General features: G+C 70.8%; 17 protein-coding genes. 11 read left to right on the plus strand and 6 right to left on the minus strand.

The window, feature by feature from the left end; genetic code table 11:
• The first annotated feature begins 3 nt into the window (after positions 1-3).
• Both CLV46_RS09515 and CLV46_RS09520 read left to right on the plus strand, forming a co-directional pair.
• Positions 4-438: a SufE family protein gene (locus tag CLV46_RS09515; RefSeq protein WP_100365990.1), complete on the plus strand. Its 435-nt coding sequence runs from the start codon at positions 4-6 to the stop codon at positions 436-438.
• Complete coding sequence (locus tag CLV46_RS09520) at positions 435-1136, plus strand: dihydrofolate reductase family protein (protein ID WP_100364546.1); 702 nt, start codon at positions 435-437, stop codon at positions 1134-1136. Before CLV46_RS09515 ends, CLV46_RS09520 begins: the two co-directional genes overlap by 4 nt.
• Here the strand turns inward: CLV46_RS09520 and CLV46_RS09525 are convergent.
• Entirely contained in the window at positions 1084-2286 is a 1203-nt protein-coding gene (locus CLV46_RS09525) for an alpha/beta hydrolase family protein (protein ID WP_100364547.1), read from the minus strand. The two genes, CLV46_RS09520 and CLV46_RS09525, sit on opposite strands and share 53 nt — an antisense overlap.
• Positions 2287-2353: 67 nt before the next feature.
• Here CLV46_RS09525 and CLV46_RS09530 point away from each other — a divergent pair, with 67 nt between their 5' ends.
• The 9 genes from CLV46_RS09530 (at position 2354) to CLV46_RS09565 (ending at position 13159) form a co-directional block, all read left to right on the plus strand.
• Positions 2354-2941 (plus strand): DUF3000 domain-containing protein, encoded by a 588-nt coding sequence (locus CLV46_RS09530; RefSeq protein ID WP_100364548.1) that lies wholly within the window; start codon positions 2354-2356, stop codon positions 2939-2941.
• Complete coding sequence (locus CLV46_RS09535) at positions 2934-4169, plus strand: HRDC domain-containing protein (protein WP_245866686.1); 1236 nt, start codon at positions 2934-2936, stop codon at positions 4167-4169. The genes CLV46_RS09530 and CLV46_RS09535 overlap by 8 nt, the downstream gene beginning before the upstream one ends.
• 71 nt (positions 4170-4240) lie before the next feature.
• On the plus strand, positions 4241-5443 hold the full coding sequence (locus CLV46_RS09540) for a thiolase family protein (RefSeq protein WP_100364550.1): 1203 nt from the start codon (positions 4241-4243) through the stop codon (positions 5441-5443).
• The gene (locus CLV46_RS09545) at positions 5440-7572 is read left to right on the plus strand and encodes a 3-hydroxyacyl-CoA dehydrogenase NAD-binding domain-containing protein (protein ID WP_100364551.1); all 2133 of its coding nucleotides are present in this window, start codon (positions 5440-5442) and stop codon (positions 7570-7572) included. The genes CLV46_RS09540 and CLV46_RS09545 overlap by 4 nt, the downstream gene beginning before the upstream one ends.
• A 107-nt stretch (positions 7573-7679) precedes the next feature.
• Complete coding sequence (locus tag CLV46_RS16690; RefSeq protein ID WP_157802287.1) at positions 7680-7853, plus strand: hypothetical protein; 174 nt, start codon at positions 7680-7682, stop codon at positions 7851-7853.
• A gap of 86 nt (positions 7854-7939) precedes the next feature.
• Complete coding sequence (locus tag CLV46_RS09550) at positions 7940-10843, plus strand: helix-turn-helix transcriptional regulator (protein ID WP_157802288.1); 2904 nt, start codon at positions 7940-7942, stop codon at positions 10841-10843.
• A 9-nt stretch (positions 10844-10852) separates the two neighbouring features.
• The gene (locus tag CLV46_RS09555; protein ID WP_100364553.1) at positions 10853-11383 is read left to right on the plus strand and encodes a dihydrofolate reductase family protein; all 531 of its coding nucleotides are present in this window, start codon (positions 10853-10855) and stop codon (positions 11381-11383) included.
• Between the two features lie 218 nt (positions 11384-11601).
• Entirely contained in the window at positions 11602-12153 is a 552-nt protein-coding gene (locus CLV46_RS09560) for a HEAT repeat domain-containing protein (RefSeq protein ID WP_245866689.1), read from the plus strand.
• Between the two features lie 4 nt (positions 12154-12157).
• Positions 12158-13159 carry a HEAT repeat domain-containing protein gene (locus tag CLV46_RS09565; RefSeq protein WP_100364554.1) on the plus strand — a complete coding sequence of 334 codons (1002 nt, stop codon included), beginning with the start codon at positions 12158-12160 and terminating at the stop codon, positions 13157-13159.
• A 62-nt stretch (positions 13160-13221) separates the two neighbouring features.
• Here CLV46_RS09565 and dxs read toward each other — a convergent pair whose 3' ends face one another.
• The 5 genes from dxs to dut form a co-directional block, all read right to left on the minus strand.
• Positions 13222-15162, minus strand: a complete 1941-nt coding sequence (gene dxs, locus CLV46_RS09570; protein WP_100364555.1) for a 1-deoxy-D-xylulose-5-phosphate synthase — start codon at positions 15160-15162, stop codon at positions 13222-13224.
• Positions 15163-15171: 9 nt separating this feature from the next.
• On the minus strand, positions 15172-18015 hold the full coding sequence (locus CLV46_RS09575) for an aconitate hydratase (RefSeq protein ID WP_100364556.1): 2844 nt from the start codon (positions 18013-18015) through the stop codon (positions 15172-15174).
• Positions 18016-18192: 177 nt separating this feature from the next.
• On the minus strand, positions 18193-18909 hold the full coding sequence (locus CLV46_RS09580) for a DUF3159 domain-containing protein (RefSeq protein WP_100364557.1): 717 nt from the start codon (positions 18907-18909) through the stop codon (positions 18193-18195).
• A gap of 1 nt (position 18910) precedes the next feature.
• Entirely contained in the window at positions 18911-19546 is a 636-nt protein-coding gene (locus CLV46_RS09585; protein WP_100364558.1) for a DUF3710 domain-containing protein, read from the minus strand.
• Positions 19543-20001, minus strand: a complete 459-nt coding sequence (dut, locus tag CLV46_RS09590) for a dUTP diphosphatase (protein ID WP_100364559.1) — start codon at positions 19999-20001, stop codon at positions 19543-19545. Before dut ends, CLV46_RS09585 begins: the two co-directional genes overlap by 4 nt.
• Between the last annotated feature and the right edge of the window lie 17 nt (positions 20002-20018).

The following is a 20018-nucleotide window of genomic DNA, read 5'->3' on the forward strand; positions in this document are numbered from 1 at the left end:
ACCATGGCTGAGGTGACCGGCGCGCTCGCCGAGATCCGCGAGGAGTTCCTCGCCGTCGAACAACGTGAGCGGCTGCAACTGCTGCTCGAGTTCGCGAACGAACTGCCGGCCCTGCCGGAACGGTACGCGGACCACCCCGACCTGCTCGAACGCGTCGAGGAGTGCCAGTCGCCGGTGTTCATCTTCGTGGAGGTCGACGAGGCCGACCGCGTGCACATGCACGCGACCGCGCCGCGGGAGGCCCCCACGACGCGCGGCTTCGCGTCGATCCTCGCGCAGGGCCTCGACGGGATGACCGTCGACGAGGTGCTCGCGGTGCCCGACGACTACCCGCAGACGATCGGTCTGAACGATGCCGTCAGTCCGCTGCGCATCCGCGGGATGACCGCGATGCTCGGCCGGGCGAAGCGGCAGTTGCGGTTGCGGACCGGCGCGTGATCCTGCGGCGGCTGCTGCCGGATGCGGGCGAGCTCGACATCGCAGACACCGCGGGCCGCGACGCGTTGCTGCGGGAATACGCTCCCCCGCCCGGCGCCCACCTGCGGTTGAACATGATCGCGAGCCTCGACGGCAGCGCCGTGGGAGACGACGGCACGTCCGAGTCGCTCAGCAACCGGGTGGACCGCCGCATCCTCGGCGTCATCCGCGAGCTCGCGGATGCGGTGATCGTCGGGGCGGCGAGCGTGCGGGCCGAGGGCTACCAGATCCCCCGCGCGTCGCGACTCGCGGTCGTGACGGCGACCGGCGATCTCGGTGGGCACCGGTTCGAGCGGGCCGCGGAGCCGGTGCTCGTCCTCGGACCCGCGCACGCCGTGGCTCGTGCCGCCGACGAACTCGGCGACCTCATCGAAGCCGTTCCACTCCCGGACGGATCGGGACCGTCCGCGATTCTCGACGCCCTCCACGGACGGGGATTGCGCTCCCTCGTGAGCGAGGGCGGTCCGACGCTCGCCCGCCGTCTGCTCGAGCACGGGCTCGTCGACGAGTTCTGCCTCAGTTGGTCGCCGCGCCTCGTCGGAGCGCGCCTCCCCCTCGTCGGCGCCGGTGCGCTCGACCCGGTGACGCTGCGACCGATCGCGCTGTTCAGCGACGACGAGGGCTCGTTGTACGGCCGCTGGATTCCCGCAGGCGCGTGAGCCACGATCCGATGGCGGCGTTCCAGCGGTCGGCGTCGTAGTTCCACAGCTTGGTGTGACGCGCCACCGTGAACGCCTCGAAGGTGACCGTGTCGGGGCGGGCGAGCGCGAGGGCGCGTGACGCCGTGACGGGCACGAACCCGTCGTCGTCACTGTGCAGGATGAGGGTGGGCACGTGGAGCTCGTCGGCGTTGGCGACGAGGTCGAGCCGGGCGAAGTCGATCGGCTCGGCGAGCCCGGCGAGCCGGTGCCCCCGCCGCCCGCCGAGCAGGGCGATGACGCCGCGGCGGATCGCGGGAGGCAAGCCGAGCTCCTCGCTCTGGTAGGTGAGCGTCGTGACCCAGTCGACGACCGGGGACTCGAGGATCACCCCGACCACCGCATCCGCGACCGTCGAGCGGGTGACCGCCTGCAGCACGGTGGCTCCGCCCATCGACCAGCCCATGAGCACGATCCGGGTCGCCCCGTGCTCGAGCGCGAACCGCATGGCCGCCTCGACGTCCCGCCATTCACGATCGCCGAGCGCGTACCGCCCGTCGCCGCTCTCCGGCGCGTCGCCGTCGTTGCGGTACGAGATGAGCAGTGACGTGTATCCGGCGTCGTGGAAGACGGGGATCGCGCGCAGCGCCTCCGAGCGGCGCACCGCGCGCCCGTGCACCTGGATGACCCAGTCCGAGCCGTCGCCCCCGGGGACCAGCCATGCCGGCGCGGGGCCGACCTCGGTCGCGATCTCGACCTGGCGGTGCTCGTACGGCAGGTCGCGCGGGCTCAGCCAGAACCAGCCGGCGAAGCGGCCGCGGCGGGCGCGGGCGATGTCGCCGAAGTCGACTCCGAGCAGCTCGCGGGTGACCGAGCGGTCGTCGTGCGCGACGATGTCGCCGAGTTTGGCGTGACCGCGGCCGTGGTCGAACCAGAAGCTGTACCGCCCGGGCACCGTCGCATCGGCCGAGCGCGACAGCACGACGCGGTCGCCCTCGACCGCGAGAACGCGGGTGTCCTCGATGCGCCGCCGCGGGGGCGTGATGACGGTCCGCGCGACGAGCACGGTGGTCACGGCCGCGGTCGCGCCGACGAGGGCGGATGCGGCGACGGCGCCGAGAGCGGCGAGGCCGGCGACGCGGCGCGGGCGCCAGCGACGCGATGCGGGCATGGATCCTCCGGGTGACGGGCGGCGTGCCTTCCACGGATCGGCACCACGCACACCCTAATCTGCTCCCGTGGCCCCCAGTTCCGCACCACCCCCGGCGTTCGTCGCTGCCGTCGACGCCGTGCGTTCCGCGTCCCTCCGGTCGGAGCTCGTGGTGACGGAGATCCCGGCGCCCGGTTCGCTCGCGCCGCACGCGATCGCGCTCGCCGCCGATGTGACCCCGGCGCGTCACGACGACGACTCGGAGCTCGGCACCGGCCGGTTCGTGCTGCTGCACGATCCGGAGGCGCCGGATGCGTGGGGCGGCATCTTCCGCGTCGTGTGCTTCGCTCAGGCCCCGCTCGAGACGGAGATCGGGATCGATCCGTTCGTCGCCGACGTCACCTGGTCGTGGCTCGAAGACGCGCTCGAGGCCCGCGGGGCCCACTACATCGCCGCGTCCGGCACCGCCACCAAGATCATCTCGACCGGGTACGGCGAACTCGCCAGCCAGGGCGACGGCGCCCAACTCGAGCTGCGCGCCTCGTGGACCCCGACCGACGCCGACCTCGGAGCACATGTGGAAGGCTGGGCGGAGTTGTTGTGTGTGCTGGCGGGGCTCCCGCCGGCCGGAGATGGGGTGCCCTTGCTCTCTTCGCGTCGGATGGGACGTGCCTAGCGTCACGGACGCACCGCTCGAGCAGGCGCCGCACGAGCCCGTGATCGTCATCGACACGCGCGAGGGGTACCTCGACGCGGTGCGGCGCATCGCCGAGGGCGAAGGACCCGTCGCGGTCGACGCCGAGCGGGCCTCCGGCTTCCGGTATTCGCAGCGCGCCTATCTCATCCAGATCTACCGCCGCGGCGCCGGCGTGTTCCTCTTCGATCCGCCCGCGATCGGACGGTTCGACGAACTCGCGGAGGTCATCCGCGACGAGGAGTGGGTGCTGCACGCCGCGAGCCAGGACCTCGCGTGTCTGCGCGAGGTGGGGCTCGAACCCACCCGCCTCTTCGACACCGAACTCGGTGCCCGGCTCGCCGGACTGCCGCGGGTGGGTCTCGGCACCGTCGTCGAGGACCTGCTCGGCATCCATCTCGCGAAGGAGCACTCCGCGGCGGACTGGTCGACGCGCCCGCTCCCGCAATCGTGGCTCGTGTACGCGGCGCTCGACGTCGAGCTGCTCGTGGATCTGCGCGATCGGATGGCGGAGCTGCTCGCCTCGTCCGACAAGACCGACATCGCCGAGCAGGAGTTCCACGCGGTGCTCACGCGGGAGACGAAGCCCGCCCGCACCGACCCGTGGCGCCGGCTCTCCGGACTGCACGCGGTGCGCGGCTCCCGCGGTCTCGCCGTCGCCCGCGAGCTCTGGAACGCCCGCGACGAGTACGCCCGCGAGGTCGACACGGCACCCGGCCGGCTGCTCCCCGACGCCTCGATCACCGCGGTCGCGCGCACGCTCCCCCGCACCAAGCGCGACCTCGCGAGCCTCAAGGAGTTCACCGGACGCGCGAGCCGCAGCCAGCTCGATCGCTGGTGGGAGGCCGTCGAACGCGGACTCACCACCGAGGACCTGCCGAAGCAACGGGTCCCCGGCGACACCCTCCCGCCGCCGCGCGCGTGGGCCGACCGCAACCCGGAGGCCGACCGCCGGCTCAAGGCAGCCCGGTCGCTCGTCGCCGGACTGGCGGAGCAACGGGAGCTGCCCGTCGAGAACCTGCTCACCCCCGAGGCGCTCCGCCGCGTCGCCTGGACTCCCCCGATGCCGCTCGAGCTCGAGAGCCTCCGGGCGGCCCTCGCCGAGCACGGCGCGCGCCCGTGGCAGATTGACGCAACCGCACAGACGATCCTCGATGCCTTTGTAGAGGCAGACCAAACGCCGTCGAGCGACGACGAGCCGGCTTCGTAGGAACAAGCAAACGATTCGAGGGGCTCGGGCAGCCTTCCTAGGATCGTGCCGACTACTCGATAGGAGGCATCGTGGCCGCGAATACCGAGGTCGTCTTCGTAGACGGCGTCCGGACCCCGTTCGGCAGAGCGGGTGAGAAGGGCATGTACTGGAACACCCGCGCCGACGATCTCATCGTCAAGGCGATGATCGGACTGCTGGAACGCAATCCGAACGTTCCCAAGGACCGCATCGACGACGTCGCGATCGCCGCCACCACCCAGCAGGGCGACCAGGGGCTGACCCTCGGCCGCACGGCCGCGATCCTCGCCGGTCTGCCGAAGACCGTGCCCGGCTACGCGATCGACCGGATGTGCGCCGGCGCCATGACGAGCGTCACGACGGTCGCCGGCGCGATCGCCTTCGGCGCCTACGACCTCGCGATCGCCGGCGGCGTCGAGCACATGGGACGCCACCCGATGGGGTTCGGTGCCGACCCGAACCCGCGGTTCCTCTCGGAGCGCCTCGTGAGCGAGGACGCCCTCAACATGGGCAAGACCGCCGAGCGCATCCACGACCGTTTCCCTCACCTCACCAAGGAACGCTCCGACCGCTTCGCCATGAACAGCCAGCGCAAGGTCGCGGCGGCCTACGAGGCCAACCGCATCCAGCCGGACCTCGTGCCCGTCGCGATCCGCAGCGACGAGGGGTGGGGTCTTGCGACGCGCGACGAACTCATGCGACCCGAGACCACGATGGAGGGCCTCGCCGGGCTGCGTACGCCGTTCCGGCCGCACGGCCGCGTCACGGCGGGCAACTCGTCCGGACTCACCGACGGGGCGACCGTCTCGCTCATCGCGAGCGCCGACGCCGCGAAGGAGCTCGGCCTCACCGTCAAGATGAAGATGGTGAGCTTCGCGTTCTCCGGCGTCGACCCGGAGATCATGGGCATCGGCCCGGTGCCCTCGACCGAGAAGGCGCTGCGCAAGGCGGGGCTCACGATCGACGACATCGGATTGTTCGACCTCAATGAGGCGTTCGCCGTGCAAGTGCTCGCTCTTCTCGACCACTTCGGCATCGACGACGACGATCCTCGCGTGAACCCGTGGGGCGGCGCGATCGCCCTCGGTCATCCGCTCGCCTCGTCGGGTGTCCGGCTCATGATCCAGCTGGCGCGTCAGTTCGAGGAACACCCCGAGGTGCGCTACGGACTCACCGCGATGTGCGTCGGCCTCGGCCAGGGCGGATCGGTCATCTGGGAGAACCCGCACTACACCGGGAAGAGGAAGAAGTGACCGACACCACGACGCGGTTCGACCGTCTGGCGGAGCTCTCGACCGACGAGGTCGTCACCCACTCCTTCGTGCGCGACGTGCCCCTGCGGAGCGGTCGCACCCTCGCCCTCGTGACCCTCGACAACGGGCGCGACCACACCCGTCCGAACACCCTCGGCCCGGCATCGCTGCTCGAGTTCGCGAGCGTGATGGACGCCCTCACCGAGCGGGCACGCGCGGGCGAGATCCACGGGGTCGCGGTGACGGGCAAACCGTTCATCCTCGCCGCCGGTGCCGATCTGTCGAAGGTCAGCGAGATCCCGGATCGCGAGACCGGCAAGCAGATGGCGCAACTCGGACACTGGGCACTCGGCAAGCTGAGCGAGCTCGGCGTGCCGTCGTTCGTGTTCATCAACGGGCTCGCGCTCGGCGGCGGCGTCGAGATCGGGTTGAACGCGGACTACCGCACGATCGACCGCAGCATCCCCGCCCTCGCGCTGCCCGAGGTCTTCCTCGGCATCATCCCCGGCTGGGGCGGAGCGTGGCTGCTGCCGAACCTCATCGGCATCGAGAACGCGCTCAAGGTCATCATCGAGAACCCGCTCAAGCAGAACCGCACCCTCAAGGGGCAGGAGGCGTTCGAGCTCGGCATCGCCGACGCGATCTTCGAACCGGCGAACTTCCTCGAGGACTCGCTCAAGTGGGCGGACGGCGTCATCGGCGGACAGATCACCGTGAAGCGCCCCCACCAGCCCGGCAAGCTCGAGCGGGCGATCAAGTGGGACGCGGCGATCGGCATCGCCCGCAAGACGCTGCAGAGCCGCATCGGCGAGGTCGCCGAGTCGCCCTACCGGGCGCTCGAGCTCATCAAGGCGGCCAAGAACACCGACAAGGCGACCGGGTTCGCGGCCGAGGACGACGCCCTCGCCGACCTCATCTCCGGCGACCAGTTCCGCGCGAGCATCTACGCGTTCAACCTCGTGCAGAAGCGCGCGAAGAAACCGGCGGGAGCCCCCGACAAGGCGCTCGCCCGACCGGTGACCAAGGTCGGCGTGCTCGGCGCCGGTCTCATGGCGAGCCAGTTCGCGCTGCTCTTCGTGCGCCGCCTGCAGGTGCCGGTCGTCATCACCGACCTCGACCAGGCGCGGGTCGACAAGGGCCTCGAGTACATCCGCGGCGAGATCGACGCGCTGCTGCAGAAGGGGCGCATCTCCCCCGACGACGCGAACCGGCTGAACGCCCTCGTCACCGGCACGACCGACAAGGCCGACTTCGCCGACTGCGACTGGGTCATCGAGGCCGTGTTCGAGGAGCTCGAGGTCAAGCAGCAGGTGTTCGCCGAGGTGGAGCAGCACATCTCCCCCGACGCGATCCTCGCGACGAACACCTCCTCGCTCTCTGTCGAGCGGATCGGCGCGAAGCTCGCCCACCCCGAGCGCGTGGTCGGCTTCCACTTCTTCAACCCGGTCGCGGTCATGCCGCTCATCGAGGTCGTGCGTACGCCGGCGACCACCGACGAGACGCTCGCGACCGCCATGGCCGTCGCCGCGAAGCTGAAGAAGAACGCCGTACTCGTGAAGGACGCCCCCGGCTTCGTCGTCAACCGCATCCTCGCCAAGCTCCTCGGCGAGGCGATGCACGCCGTCGACTCCGGCACGCCGTTCAAGGTCGTCGACGAGTCCATCACCCCGTTCGGACTTCCGATGGCGCCGTTCGAACTGCTCGAACTCGTCGGGCTCAAGGTGGGGGCCCACGTGCTCGACACGCACCACGCCGCGTTCCCGGATCGGTTCTTCGCGAGCGAGAACCTGCACCGCCTCGCCGAGCACGGGCGGATCTTCGAACGCGACGCCAAGGGCAAGATCAAGGGCTACGACAAGCAGGCCGAGCGGATCGTCGCGGGGGGCACCGCCCCGCTCACCGGCGAGCAGCTGCTGCGGCGCATCGAGGACGGTCTCGCCGACGAGGTCAAGCGGATGCTCGACGACGGGGTCGTCTCGGCACCCGAGGACATCGACCTCTGCCTCATCCTCGGAGCGGGCTACCCGTTCCAGATGGGCGGGGTGACCCCGTACCTCGATCGCGTCGGTGCGTCGCAGCGGGTGTTCGGCGACACGTTCCACCACCCGCCGATCCGCGGAGTGCGCTGACCGTACCCGTGATGGGCCGGATGCCTTAGTCGGGCATCCGGCCCATCCACACGAATAGGGAATTCGCCCGATGTCCGGGGTGCACCTCAGCGAGGACCCTGAACGGTATGGACATCACCGAGTATTCGCATTCCCTGCTGAGCGCGGCGCTCGACCGCGAGGCCACCGTCGCCGCCGAGGCCGCTCGAGTCGCGCGCGAACGTCGTGAGGCGCGCGCGCGTGAGCGGTCGCCGCGCCGCATCGCCCTCCGCGCCCGACCCGCCGGTGGAGCCGACTGCTGACAGCCCGCCCGTCCCGTTCCCGGCTGGTCGACGCAGCGCGGGCGACGGGGCGCACACATGTCGGCCGCCGGTGGCAGCATGAGAGTGTGGGATCCTCAACCGGGCAGGCGCGGATGGTGGGTCGCGACGCCGAATGGGCGACGCTCCGCCGTCTCGCGGACGAGAGCGCCCGCGGCAGCGCCCGCCTCGCCGTGATCGGCGGCGAGGCTGGCATCGGCAAGTCGCGCCTCGTCGAGGAGTTCACCGCGGCCCTCCCCTCCGGAACACTCGTGCTCCGCGGACAGTGCGCCGGCGCCGTGAGCGTGCCGTACGCGCCGTTCGCGCGCGTCGTGCGCGGACTCGTCGCCGAACTCGGACTCGACACCGTCCTCGACGCGGCCGGAGCGAACCGCCCGACGCTCGAGACCCTTCTCGACGGCGGCACCCCGCAAGGCACCCTCGATGAGCGACTCGGGGTCGATCGGCTGAACGGGGCCGTCACGAACCTCTTCGAGCACCTCTCCGCCGACCGGTCGCTCGTCGTCGTCATCGAAGACGTGCACTGGGCCGATCCGGCGTCGCTCGAGCTCATCCGGTTCCTCGCCCGGGTGCTCGTCGACGGTGCCGTGCTCTTCGTGCTGACCTATCGCAGCGATGACGTCCCGCGCGGACATCCGCTGCGCCCGCTGCTCGCGGATCTCGACCGCAACCGTCGCGCGGAACGTGTCCTGCTGCCACGCCTCACCGCCGCACAGGTGCGAGCGCAGGCGTACAGCCTGCTGGGCGCGGTCCCGACCGGCGATCACGTGCGACGCCTGGTGGAACGCAGCGAGGGGGTGCCGTTCTTCGTCGAGGAGCTCGTCGCCACCGGGCGCGCGCTCGACCGTGGCCAGGTGCCCGAATCGTTGCGCGACGTGCTGCTCGCCCGATACGAAGCGCTGGACGACTCGGCCCAGCGGGTCGTCCGGGTGCTCGCCGCCGGTGGCGGGCGGGTCGACCACGACCTGCTCGCGATCGTGAGCGGCGAGGCTCCGGACCGGCTCGAACGGGCGCTGCGCGACGCGATCGACGCGGGCGTCATCGTCGTCGATGGCCACGGCTACGACTTCCGGCATGCGCTCGTGCGAGACGCGGTGCACGCCGAGCTGCTCCCCGGGGAGAGCGTGCGGTTCCACACCGCCTACGCGCACGCGCTCGAGACGGGCGGCTCCGACTCCTCGACGCGGGTGACGCGGTCGGTGCTGCTGTCGTTCCACTGGAGCCAGGCGCACGACAGTGAACGCACCTTCAGCGCCTCGATCGAGGCGATGCAGGCCAGCCACGCCGCCTTCGCGTACGCGAGCGCCGCCCAGATGGCCGAGCGCGCGCTCGAGCTGTGGGACCGCGTCGACGATCCCGTTGCCTCGTCGGGGATGAGTCACGTCGATCTGCTCGCGCGGGCCGCCGCGTTGTGGCGCAACGCCGGCGACATCCCGCGGGCCATCGCGATCCTCGACTCCGCTCTCGCCGAGGTCGGCGACAGCGACCGGGCGCGCGCGGCGGCCCTTCTGCGCGACAAGGCCGCCGCGCTCGGATTCGACGGGCGCCCCTCGGCGATCGAGGTCTACGAACAGGCACTCGCCCATGCCCTCCAGGTGGACGACGCGACGCTGCGGGTGAGCATCCTCGCCCCACTCGCCGCGCAGTACATGGTGACCGGCCGTATCGACGAGGCGGTCGCCGCCGCCGACCGAGCGCTCGAGGAGGCGCCGCCGGGAGCCGCCCGGCACGCCTCCGTCGCGGCGAACGTGCGGGGCAGCACGCGCCTGCAGAACGGACGCATCGCCGAGGGCGAGGCCGACCTCGAGCTCGCCAAGCGGCTCGCCGGCGAGGAACGCGGACCGCTGCTGCGCTACTACGTCAACGCCTCGGACGCGATGCAGCTGCTCGGACGGTTCGAGCGGGCGCTCGACATCGCGAGCGAGGGGTACGAGATGGCCCGCCGGGTGGGCGTCGAACGGACGACCGGGGCGGTGCTTGCCGTCAACTCGATCGACCCGTTGTTCAGCCTCGGCGACTGGGACCGGGCGGACCGTCTGATCGAGACGGCGCTCGAGCTCGATCCGCCGCCGGTCTTCCGCGTCTACCTGCGGCGCGCGCACATCCGTTCGGTGCTGTGGCGAGGCGATCCGGAGGGCGCGTGGCAGCTCGTGCAGAAGTGGCGCGCGTCGATCGACGAGCTGGGTCGATTCGAAGAGCAGACCCGCGCGGGCATGGCGCTCGATGTCGCCGACGTCGCCTTCGCCCGGGGCGACCTCGACTCCGCGTGGGAGGCGGCGTCCATCCTGCTCGAGAGCCGCGTGGCCTCACCGGGCTGGGAACTGCCCCTCGCGGGGACGGCCGCCCGCGTGCTCGCCGCACGGCGTGCCCACGGCACGGATCCGGCGCGAGCGGCTGCCGACGAACAGCGACTGCGCTCCGCCCTCGACCGGTCCGCGCTGTGGCCGAGCCTGCCCTTCTGGTCCGCCGTCGTCGACGCCGAGCTCTCGGGACCGGCGGGCACCGGCGACGACCCGGAGGCATGGCGCCGCGCCGTCGCCGCCGCGCAGGCCCCCGAAGCTCCCGCGCTCGGCCGTTTGCAGTGCCGACTCGGACTCGCGCGAGCACTCACCGCCCACGGAGACCGTGCCGAGGCGCGGCGGGAGCTCGCCGACCTGCACGAACAGGCGACTGCGGTCGGATGCGCGCTCATCGCACGCTGGGCCGACGAACTGGCCGAACGCATCGCCCCGAGTGCCCCACGCACGACCGGCGAGAACGAGCTCACCGCGCGGGAGCAACAGGTGCTCGACCTCATCGCCGCAGGCGCGAGCAACGCCGAGATCGGGAGACGCCTCTACATCAGCGTGAAGACGGTGAGCGTGCACGTGTCGGCGATCCTGCGCAAGCTCGGCGCCACGAGCCGCACCGAGGCGGTGCACCGCGCGCTCGGGGCGTCCACGGATGACCGGCGTGTCGGCGGCTCACCGTAGCCTGCACACATGACTCGTGTTCAGTACTACGTCGCCTCGTCCCTCGACGGATTCATCGCCGCCCCGGGCGACGACCTCGACTGGTTGCTCGCGTTCGGCTTCGAGGAGTTCCAGGAGGGCTACGACGCGTTCTTCGCCGAGGTGGGAGCGATCGTCATGGGATCGCGCACCTACGAGTTCATCCGCGACTCCGGCGAGGAGTGGGCCTACGCGTCGACACCCGCGTGGGTGCTCACGACGCGCGAACTGACCTCCATCCCGGGTGCCGACATCCGCTTCTCGTCCGCGCCCCCGGCTGAGGTGCACGCCGAGGCGACGGCGGCCGCGAACGGACGCAACATCTGGGTCGTCGGCGGCGGCGTCGTCGCCGCACAGTGGGCCGAGGCAGGTCTGCTCGACGAGATGCTCGTGACGTACATGCCCGTCGTGCTCGGCCGCGGCGCTCCCCTGCTGCCGCTCTCGGCGACGCGTACGGGGCTCACGCTCGAGCGCACCCGCAGCTACCCGTCCGGCGCCCTCGAGGTGGTGTACCGGTTCTGAGCCGACCCAGACGGGCCCAGCCGAGGTCGATCGAGCATGGCGCTTGACCTTGTCACCGTGACACGCTCTGTAATCGATCACGGAGGTGGTCCGGATGACCCGAACACACGCGCCCGGCGCGGAATCGCGCTTGAGATCCGCGCTCGAATCGACCCACCCGTCCGTCCGTCCGTCTGCAAGCAGCGCTGACCGCGGGAACGCAGCCGCACGACGAGTACGTGGCGCCGATCATCGAACGGTGCGCCGTCGAACCCGATTTCTACGTGCGCGACATGCTCACCTGGGCGCTCACGCGTCACGATCCTGCTCGGACCGTCGACCTGTTGCTCGCCGAACTGGCCTCCCCCACGCCGCAAGCGCGCAGCCAGGCGTTGCACACGCTCTCGAAGATCGGCGATCGACGAGCGTGGTCGGCGATCACCGTCGAGCTGCTGCACGACGATGATGACGAAGTCGCTCGCGCCGCGTGGCGCACCGCCGTGGGCCTCGTTCCGGACGGCGAGAGGACCTCTCTCGCTGAACTGCTCGCGACCCAACTGGGTCGCGGAGGACTCGAGCTGCAACGCAGTCTGAGCCGCGCCCTCCTCGGACTCGGCGATGCGGCCTCGCCTGTCGTGACTGCCGCGATGACGGATCGCCGACCCGGCGTGCGCGCTCACGCCCTCGCCACCGAGCGACTTCTGCGCGACCCCGACGAGGATTTCGCCGCCGCCCTCCACGAGGCCCGCTGGGTCGTCGCGCTCCGCGCCGCGCCCGACTGGACGGAGTGACCACGTGCTGATCGGGGAGGTCTCCGCACGATCCGGCATCAGCACGCGGATGCTGCGGCACTACGACCGCGTCGGCCTGCTGTCGCCCTCGGGTCGGGAGCACGGCGCCTATCGCCGCTACTCCGACGACGACGTGCGGCGCCTGTTCTACATCGAGAGCCTGCGCTCCCTCGGCCTCACGCTCCGCGAGGTCGCGCTCGCCCTCGCCGACCCCTCGTTCGATCCGGCGTCCGTCGTGGAACGGCTCCTCGTCGGTACCCGTGCACGGCTCGCTCGCGAGCGGGAACTGCTCGACCGACTCGAGCGGGTCCACGCGAGCGCGCCCGACGCGTGGTCGGATGTGCTGCGCACCGTCGGGCTCGTTCGCGGACTCGACGCCGAGGACCCATCGACACGGCAGCGCATCGTGCTGTCGGGTGAGGCCGCAGCGCCGGCGGACGTCGCGCGCCTCGCAGAGGCCGCGCTACGCGAGACGGATCCGAATGCGGCTGGGGCTCTCGATTGGGCACTCGCCCGCATCGGCGAGAGCGCGGTCCCGCTGCTCGTGGCAGCCCTCGACTCCTCCGACCCCGACCGCAGACGGCGCGCGATCGAGGCCCTCGCGAAGCACCCGTCGCCCGAGGCGGAAGGCGCGCTCGTGCAGTCACTGCGGCACGTCGATCCGGTCGTGCGTGCACGGGCGGCTCTCGCGAGCGGCGCGCGCGGCGTGCTCGAGGCGGTGCCGCTGTTGCTCGCTCTCGTGGCCGACGGGCGCGGCGATGTCGAGGCATCCGAGGTGCTCGGCTCTCTCGCGGTCCGCCACGGGCAAGCGGATGCGGTCGCCCGCTTGATCGCCGACGAGTCGGTCGGCGCGCCCGATGCGGCCCGCGTGCGGCTCGCGGCAGCGCTCGCGGAGGTGCCGGGTTCGATCGCGGCGTCGATCCTCACCGCCTTCGCGAGCGACCCGGACCCGAGGGTGGCGGGCACCGCGACGTTCCTCCTCGCGGCACGGTCGCCCGAGGGGTGACCACGTGATGACCCGGCGTGCCGTCAGGGGCCTCCGAGGCGGTCCATCGATTCCGAGCCGGGCTAGTCCGCGTCGGTGCGGATGCGCTCGTGCTCGTCCTCCGGCAGCGGGCGGGCGACCGGGATGCGGCTGCCGAGCACCTGCGCGACCACGTCGCGCGCGATCTGCTGACCGGTGAGTCCCACCTGCTCGAAGATCTGCGACCGGGACGCGTGCGGCAGGAACTCGTCCGGCAGCCCGAGCTCGGTGACGGCGGTGTCGACCCCGGCGGCGCGCAGGTCCTGCCGCACCCGGGTGCCGATCCCGCCGACGCGCACGCCGTCTTCGATCGTCACGACGATGCGGTGCGACCGGCTGAACTCGATGACGCTTCCCGGCACGGGCACGACCCAACGCGGGTCGATGACGGTCGCGCCGATGCCCTGCTGCGCGAGACGCTCCGCCACCTGCAGCCCGACCGCGGCCATCGGCCCGACGGTCACGATGAGCACGTCGCGGTGGGCCGCCTCGCGCAGCACGTCGACACCGTCGTCGGTGCGACGCAGGGCCGGGTACTCGACTCCGACATCGCCCTTCGAGAAGCGCACGACGGTCGGGGCGTCCTGCACGGTGACGGCCTCGGCGAGTTCCTCGCGCAGCGTGGCGGCGTCCCGCGGGGCGGCGATGCGGATGTGCGGCACGACCTGCAGGATCGCGAGATCCCACATCCCGTGGTGACTGGGGCCGTCCGGTCCCGTCACGCCGGCGCGGTCGAGCACGAAGGTGACCCCGGCACGGTGCAGCCCGACGTCCATGAGCACCTGGTCGAAGGCCCGGTTGACGAAGGTCGCGTAGAGGGCGACCACCGGGTGCAGCCCGCCGTAGGCGAGGCCGGCCGCCGAGGTGACCGCGTGCTGTTCGGCGATGCCGACGTCGAAGACCCGATCGGGGAACCGTTCGGCGAACTTGTGCAGGCCCGTCGGACGCAGCATCGCCGCGGTGATGCCGACGATCCGCTCGTCACGGGAGGCGAGGGTGAGGATCTCGTCCGCGAAGACGGACGTCCACGAGGGCCGGCTCGCCGTCTCGACCGGCTCGCCGGTCTCGGCATCGATCTGGCCGACGGCGTGGAACTGGTCCGCGACGTCGGCGAGGGCGGGCTCGTAACCGCGCCCCTTCTGCGTGATGGCATGCACGATGACCGGCGCGCCGTAGTCCCGCGCCTGGGTCAGGGCCTCCTCGAGCGCCTCCAGGTCGTGGCCGTGCACCGGGCCGATGTACTTGATGTCGAGGTTGGAGTAGAGCGACTCGTTGTTGGTGAACCGGGACAGGAACCCGTGCGTGCCGCCGCGGATACCGCGGTACACCGCGCGACCGACCGCACCGAAGCGGTCGAAGAGCCGGCGGCTCGACACGTGCAGGCGCCGGTAGGTGTGCCGGGTGCGCACGCCGTTGAGGAATCGCGCCATGCCGCCGATGGTGGGCGCGTACGAGCGACCGTTGTCGTTCACGACGATGACGAGATTGCGGGAGTTGTCGTCGCTGATGTTGTTGAGCGCCTCCCACGTCATCCCGCCGGTGAGCGCCCCGTCGCCCACGACCGCGACGACGTGACGGTCGCCCTGACCCGTCATCGTGAACGCACGCGAGATGCCGTCGGCCCAACTGAGCGAGCTCGACGCGTGGGAGCTCTCGACGATGTCGTGCGGTGACTCCGAACGCTGTGGGTATCCCGCGAGTCCGCCCTGCTGCCGCAGCCGGGAGAAGTCCTGCCGCCCGGTGAGCAGTTTGTGCACGTAGGACTGGTGGCCGGTGTCGAACACGATCGCGTCGCGCGGGGAGTCGAAGACGCGGTGGATCGCGAGGGTGAGCTCGACGACACCGAGATTGGGGCCGAGGTGTCCCCCGGTCTTCGACACCTCGGTGACGAGGAACCGCCGGATCTCCTCCGCCAGCTCGGTGAGCTGGGCGGAGGAGAGCGCGGCGAGGTCCTCCGGTTCGCGGATGTTCTCGAGCAGGCTCACGCCGGGAGCCTAGACCAGGCTCCTCAGCACGTACTGAAGGATGCCCCCGTTGCGGTAGTAGTCCGCCTCACCGGGGGTGTCGATCCGCACGACCGCATCGAACTCGATGGTCTGCTTGCCGGCGGGCGAGTGCTCGCTCGGCTCGGCGACGACGTGCACGGTCCGCGGCGTCGTGCCCTCGTTGAGCTGCTCGACCCCGCTGATGGAGATGATCTCGGTGCCATCGAGTCCGAGCGACTCCGTGGTCTCCCCGGCCGGGTACTGCAGCGGGAGCACGCCCATGCCGATGAGGTTCGAGCGGTGGATGCGCTCGAAGCTCTCGGTGATGACCGCCTTGACGCCGAGGAGGCTCGTGCCCTTCGCCGCCCAGTCGCGGCTCGAGCCGGAACCGTATTCCTTGCCGCCGAGGATGACGAGCGGGACGCCCTGCTCCTGGTAGTTGCGGCTCGCGTCGTAGATGAAGCTCTGCGGAGCATCCGCCTGCGTGAAGTCGCGCGTGTACCCGCCCTCGACGCCGTCGAGCAGCTGGTTCTTGAGCCGGATGTTGGCGAAGGTACCCCGGATCATGACCTCGTGGTTGCCGCGGCGCGATCCGTAGGAGTTGAAGTCCTTGCGGTCGACGCCGTGCTCGGCGAGGTAGTGACCGGCCGGGCTGTCGGCCTTGATCGATCCCGCGGGGCTGATGTGGTCGGTCGTGACCGAGTCGCCGAGCTTCGCGAGCACCCGGGCGCCCGAGATGTCGCTCACTGGCGACGGCTCGAGCGTCATGCCCTCGAAGTACGGGGGCTTGCGCACGTACGTCGACTCCGCGTCCCACTCGAAGGTGGCACCGGTGGGCGTCGGGAGCGACCGCCAGCGCTCGTCGCCCTCGAACACCCCGGAGTACTGGGTGTCGAACATGTCGGTGCTGATCGACGAGTCGATCGTCGCCTGCACCTCGGCCGCGTCGGGCCAGATGTCGCGCAGGTACACGTCGGCACCCGTGCTGTCCTGGCCGAGCGGGTCGTTCTCGAAGTCGAAGTTCATCGACCCGGCGAGGGCGTAGGCCACGACGAGCGGCGGGCTCGCGAGGTAGTTCATCTTCACGTCGGGGTTGATGCGGCCCTCGAAGTTGCGGTTGCCCGAGAGCACCGCGGTGACGGCGAGGTCGTTCTGCTGGACGGCCTCGGAGATCTCCTCGTCGAGCGGTCCGCTGTTGCCGATGCACGTCGTGCAGCCGTAGCCGACGAGGTAGAACCCGAGGTCCTGGAGCGGCTTGGTGAGACCGGCCTTGTCGTAGTACTCGGTGACGACCTTCGACCCGGGCGCGAGGGTGGTCTTGACCCACGGCTTCGCCTTGAGGCCCTTCTCCGCGGCGTTGCGCGCGAGCAGACCCGCGGCGAGCATGACGGAGGGGTTCGACGTGTTCGTGCACGAGGTGATCGCCGCGATCGCGACGGCACCGTGGTCGATCGTGAACTCGCCCGACTTGCCCACCACTCGGGCCGGGTTGGAGATGTGCGCCGGGGCGGAGGTGTCCTGCGCGGCGAACTGGTGGTGGTGGCTCGTGTCGGTCTCTGCCGCCTGGTGCGCCGACTCCTCGTCCTGCGAGGTCAGACCGATCGGGTCGGACGCCGGGAAGGTGCCCTCGACGGCCGCGTCGACACGGCTCCGGCCGGGAACCGCGTAGTCGACGAGGTCCTTGCCGAACTGGTCCTTCGCCGACGAGAGCTCGATGCGGTCCTGGGGACGCTTGGGTCCGGCGATCGACGGCACGACGGTGCTCAGGTCCAGTTCGAGGTACTCGCTGTAGACGGGCTCGACCGAGGGGTCGTGCCACAGCTTCTGCAGCTTGGAGTACTCCTCGACGAGCTTGACCTGCTCCTCGCTGCGGCCGGTGAGGCGCAGGTAGTCGAGGGTGACGTCGTCGATGGGGAAGATGGCGGCGGTTGAGCCGAACTCCGGGCTCATGTTGCCGATGGTCGCGCGGTTGGCGAGCGGCACCTCGGCGACGCCCTCGCCGTAGAACTCGACGAACTTGCCGACGACGCCGTGGCGACGCAGCATCTGCGTGATCGTGAGCACCACGTCGGTGGCCGTCACGCCCATCGGGATCGCGCCGGAGAGCTTGAAGCCGACGACCTTCGGGATGAGCATCGACACGGGCTGGCCGAGCATCGCGGCCTCGGCCTCGATGCCGCCGACACCCCAGCCGAGCACACCGAGGCCGTTGACCATGGTCGTGTGCGAGTCGGTTCCGACGAGGGTGTCGGGGTAGGCCTGCAGCACGCCGCCGACCTCACGCGTGTAGGTCACACGGGCGAGGTACTCGATGTTGACCTGGTGCACGATCCCGGTGCCGGGCGGCACGACCTTGAAGTCGTCGAACGCCGTCTGGCCCCAGCGCAGGAACTGGTACCGCTCGCCGTTGCGCTGGTACTCGATCTCGACGTTGCGCTCGAAGGCATCCGGCTGGCCGAAGAGGTCGGCGATCACCGAGTGGTCGATGACGAGTTCCGCCGGAGCGAGCGGGTTGATCTTGGTCGGATCGCCGCCGAGTTCCGCGACGGCCTCGCGCATGGTGGCGAGGTCGACGATGCACGGCACGCCGGTGAAGTCCTGCATGACGACGCGGGCGGGGGTGAACTGGATCTCGGTGTCGGGCTCGGCCGTGGGCTGCCACGATCCGAGCGCCTCGATCTGCTGCTTCGTGACGTTCGCGCCGTCCTCCGTACGCAGCAGGTTCTCGAGCAGCACCTTGAGGCTGAACGGGAGCTTCTCGTGACCGGACACCCGGTCGACGCGGAAGACGCGGTAGGTGGCGGATCCGACGGTGAGATCGTCGGCGGAATCGAAGCTGTTGACTACGGACACGTGTCGTCTCCCTTGCTGACCTGGTCCCATCCTTGCGGCGCGGTCTCCCGCCTGCCAGCAAGGCAAGCCTAAGCCTGAACCCGGTGGAAATATCTTGATATCAAGATAAATCGCACGGCTCCGCAGGGCAAGTCGACGCGCCGGATGGAACGGGCGGCGTCGAACGCGGACGGGCGGTCAGCGCGCGTCGGCGGCGCCTTCGGGCCGCGCGTAGACAGCCCGGACGAGCAGCCACGTCACCCACAGCAGGCCCGCGTAGAGCGGCACGCCCATGAGGAGCTTCGTGCCGGCGAGCCATTCGACGTTGCCGCTGAAGTAGAGGGGCAGCTGCACGCCGAGGCGCAGCGCGAACAATCCGGCCCACAGCACGGTGGCCACCGTCATCACGCGCATCTTCGCCCGGTCCGCGCGCCACCCCGAGAGATCGGAGGTGAGGAGCCCGACGATGACGCCGACGAGCGGCCAGCGGGCGATGAGGCTCGCCACGAGGGTCGTGAGTGAGATGGCGTTGATCCAGAAGCCGGGCACGAAGTTGTCCTCGGCGCGGCCGCTGAGAAGAGCGAGGGTCGCCGACGCGGCGATGCCGATCGCCCCCACGACGGCCGGCATGACGGGAGTGCGGGTGATCAGGCGCACGATCACGAAGAGGGCGGCGACCGCGATCGGCACGATCACGGAGGGCACGAGGTCGGCGGTGATCGTGTAGACGACGAGGAAGACGAGCCCGGGGAGGATCGACTCGACGAGTCCGCGGACTCCCCCGACGGCCGCGAGCAGCGCCGACGCCGTTGGTGTCTCGCCGGGCGCGACGCGGGCGAAGCCCGCACGTTGCGCCGCGGCCGAGAGGGTGTCGCTCAGACTCGGCGCGGGGTCCGGTTCGCGGGGCTCCGACACGTCAGACGCGCGTGGGGCCGCCGGACGAGTCCCCACCCGTCGGCATGTGCAGCGGGATGAGGTCGCGGGGCGGCATGGGCGCCGTACCGCGCACCACGACGATGCTGCGGAACAGGTCCTCGACCTTCTCCGCGGCCTCGGGGTTGACGACTCCCTCGCCGGCGATGACGCCGCGCAGGAACCAGCGCGGACCGTCGACGCCGATGAAGCGTGCGAGGCGCGTGCCGGCGGATTGGGCGCCCGCCGTGACGGGGATCTCGGCGAGGATCTCAGGGCCGAAGTTGCCCTCGATGAGCTTTGTCGTGCCACCCTGCTTGTGGATCTGGTCGATGATCTGCTGTCGGATCTCGTGCCAGAGCCCGCTGGATCGCGGCGCGGCGAACGGCTGCACCTGGAGGGTCGAACCCGCGTAGTCGAGACCGACGGCCACGACGCGCTTGGTGCCCTCCTCGACCTCGAGCCGCAAGTGCAGCTCGGCGCGGGGCAGGATCTTCACTCCGCCGAGGTCGACGTAGGGGCGGACCGGGTTGGCCTCGCTCTCGTCGAACGGGCCGGCGGTCACGCGGTCGGCGGGAGCCGACTTCTCGACCTCGGCGCCGTCGCCGGGCTCGCTCTGATTCGCTGCGATGTCGCTCACGCGTCCACTCCTGTACTCATGCTCTGGTAGCCCGTCGACCCGAAGCCGCCCGCGCCCCGGGCGCTGCCGGGGAGTGAGCTGACGGGCACGAAGACCGCTCGACTGACCGGCATCACGATCAATTGCGCGATGCGATCGCCGACCGCGACAGGATACGGCACCCGCGCATCCGTGTTCAGCAGTGTCACGCGGATCTCCCCGCGATACCCGGCGTCCACCGTGCCGGGGCTGTTCACGACGGTGATCCCGTGTTTCGCGGCCAGGCCGCTGCGCGGGACGACGAAGGCGGCGTACCCCGCCGGAAGGGCGATCGAGACGCCCGTGCCGACGGTCGCCCGTTCGCCGGGGCCGAGTTCGACGGCCTCCGTCGACACGAGGTCCGCGCCGGCGTCACCGGGGTGCGCATAGACGGGGATCGCGTCGCCGCTGAAGAGCACCTCGACGGGATCGGTCACGATCCGAGGCTAGTGCA

The sequence above is a fragment of the Diaminobutyricimonas aerilata genome (genome assembly GCF_002797715.1).
Lineage (GTDB): Bacteria > Actinomycetota > Actinomycetes > Actinomycetales > Microbacteriaceae > Diaminobutyricimonas > Diaminobutyricimonas aerilata.

Excerpts from the sequence above, each read along its gene's own strand:
- CLV46_RS09555 (WP_100364553.1), top strand. The coding sequence starts at position 10,853 with ATGACTCGTGTTCAGTACTACGTCGCCTCGTCCCTCGACGGATTCATC.
- CLV46_RS09515 (WP_100365990.1), top strand. The coding sequence starts at position 4 with ATGGCTGAGGTGACCGGCGCGCTCGCCGAGATCCGCGAGGAGTTCCTC.
- CLV46_RS09525 (WP_100364547.1), bottom strand. The coding sequence starts at position 2,286 with ATGCCCGCATCGCGTCGCTGGCGCCCGCGCCGCGTCGCCGGCCTCGCC.
- CLV46_RS16690 (WP_157802287.1), top strand. The coding sequence starts at position 7,680 with ATGGACATCACCGAGTATTCGCATTCCCTGCTGAGCGCGGCGCTCGAC.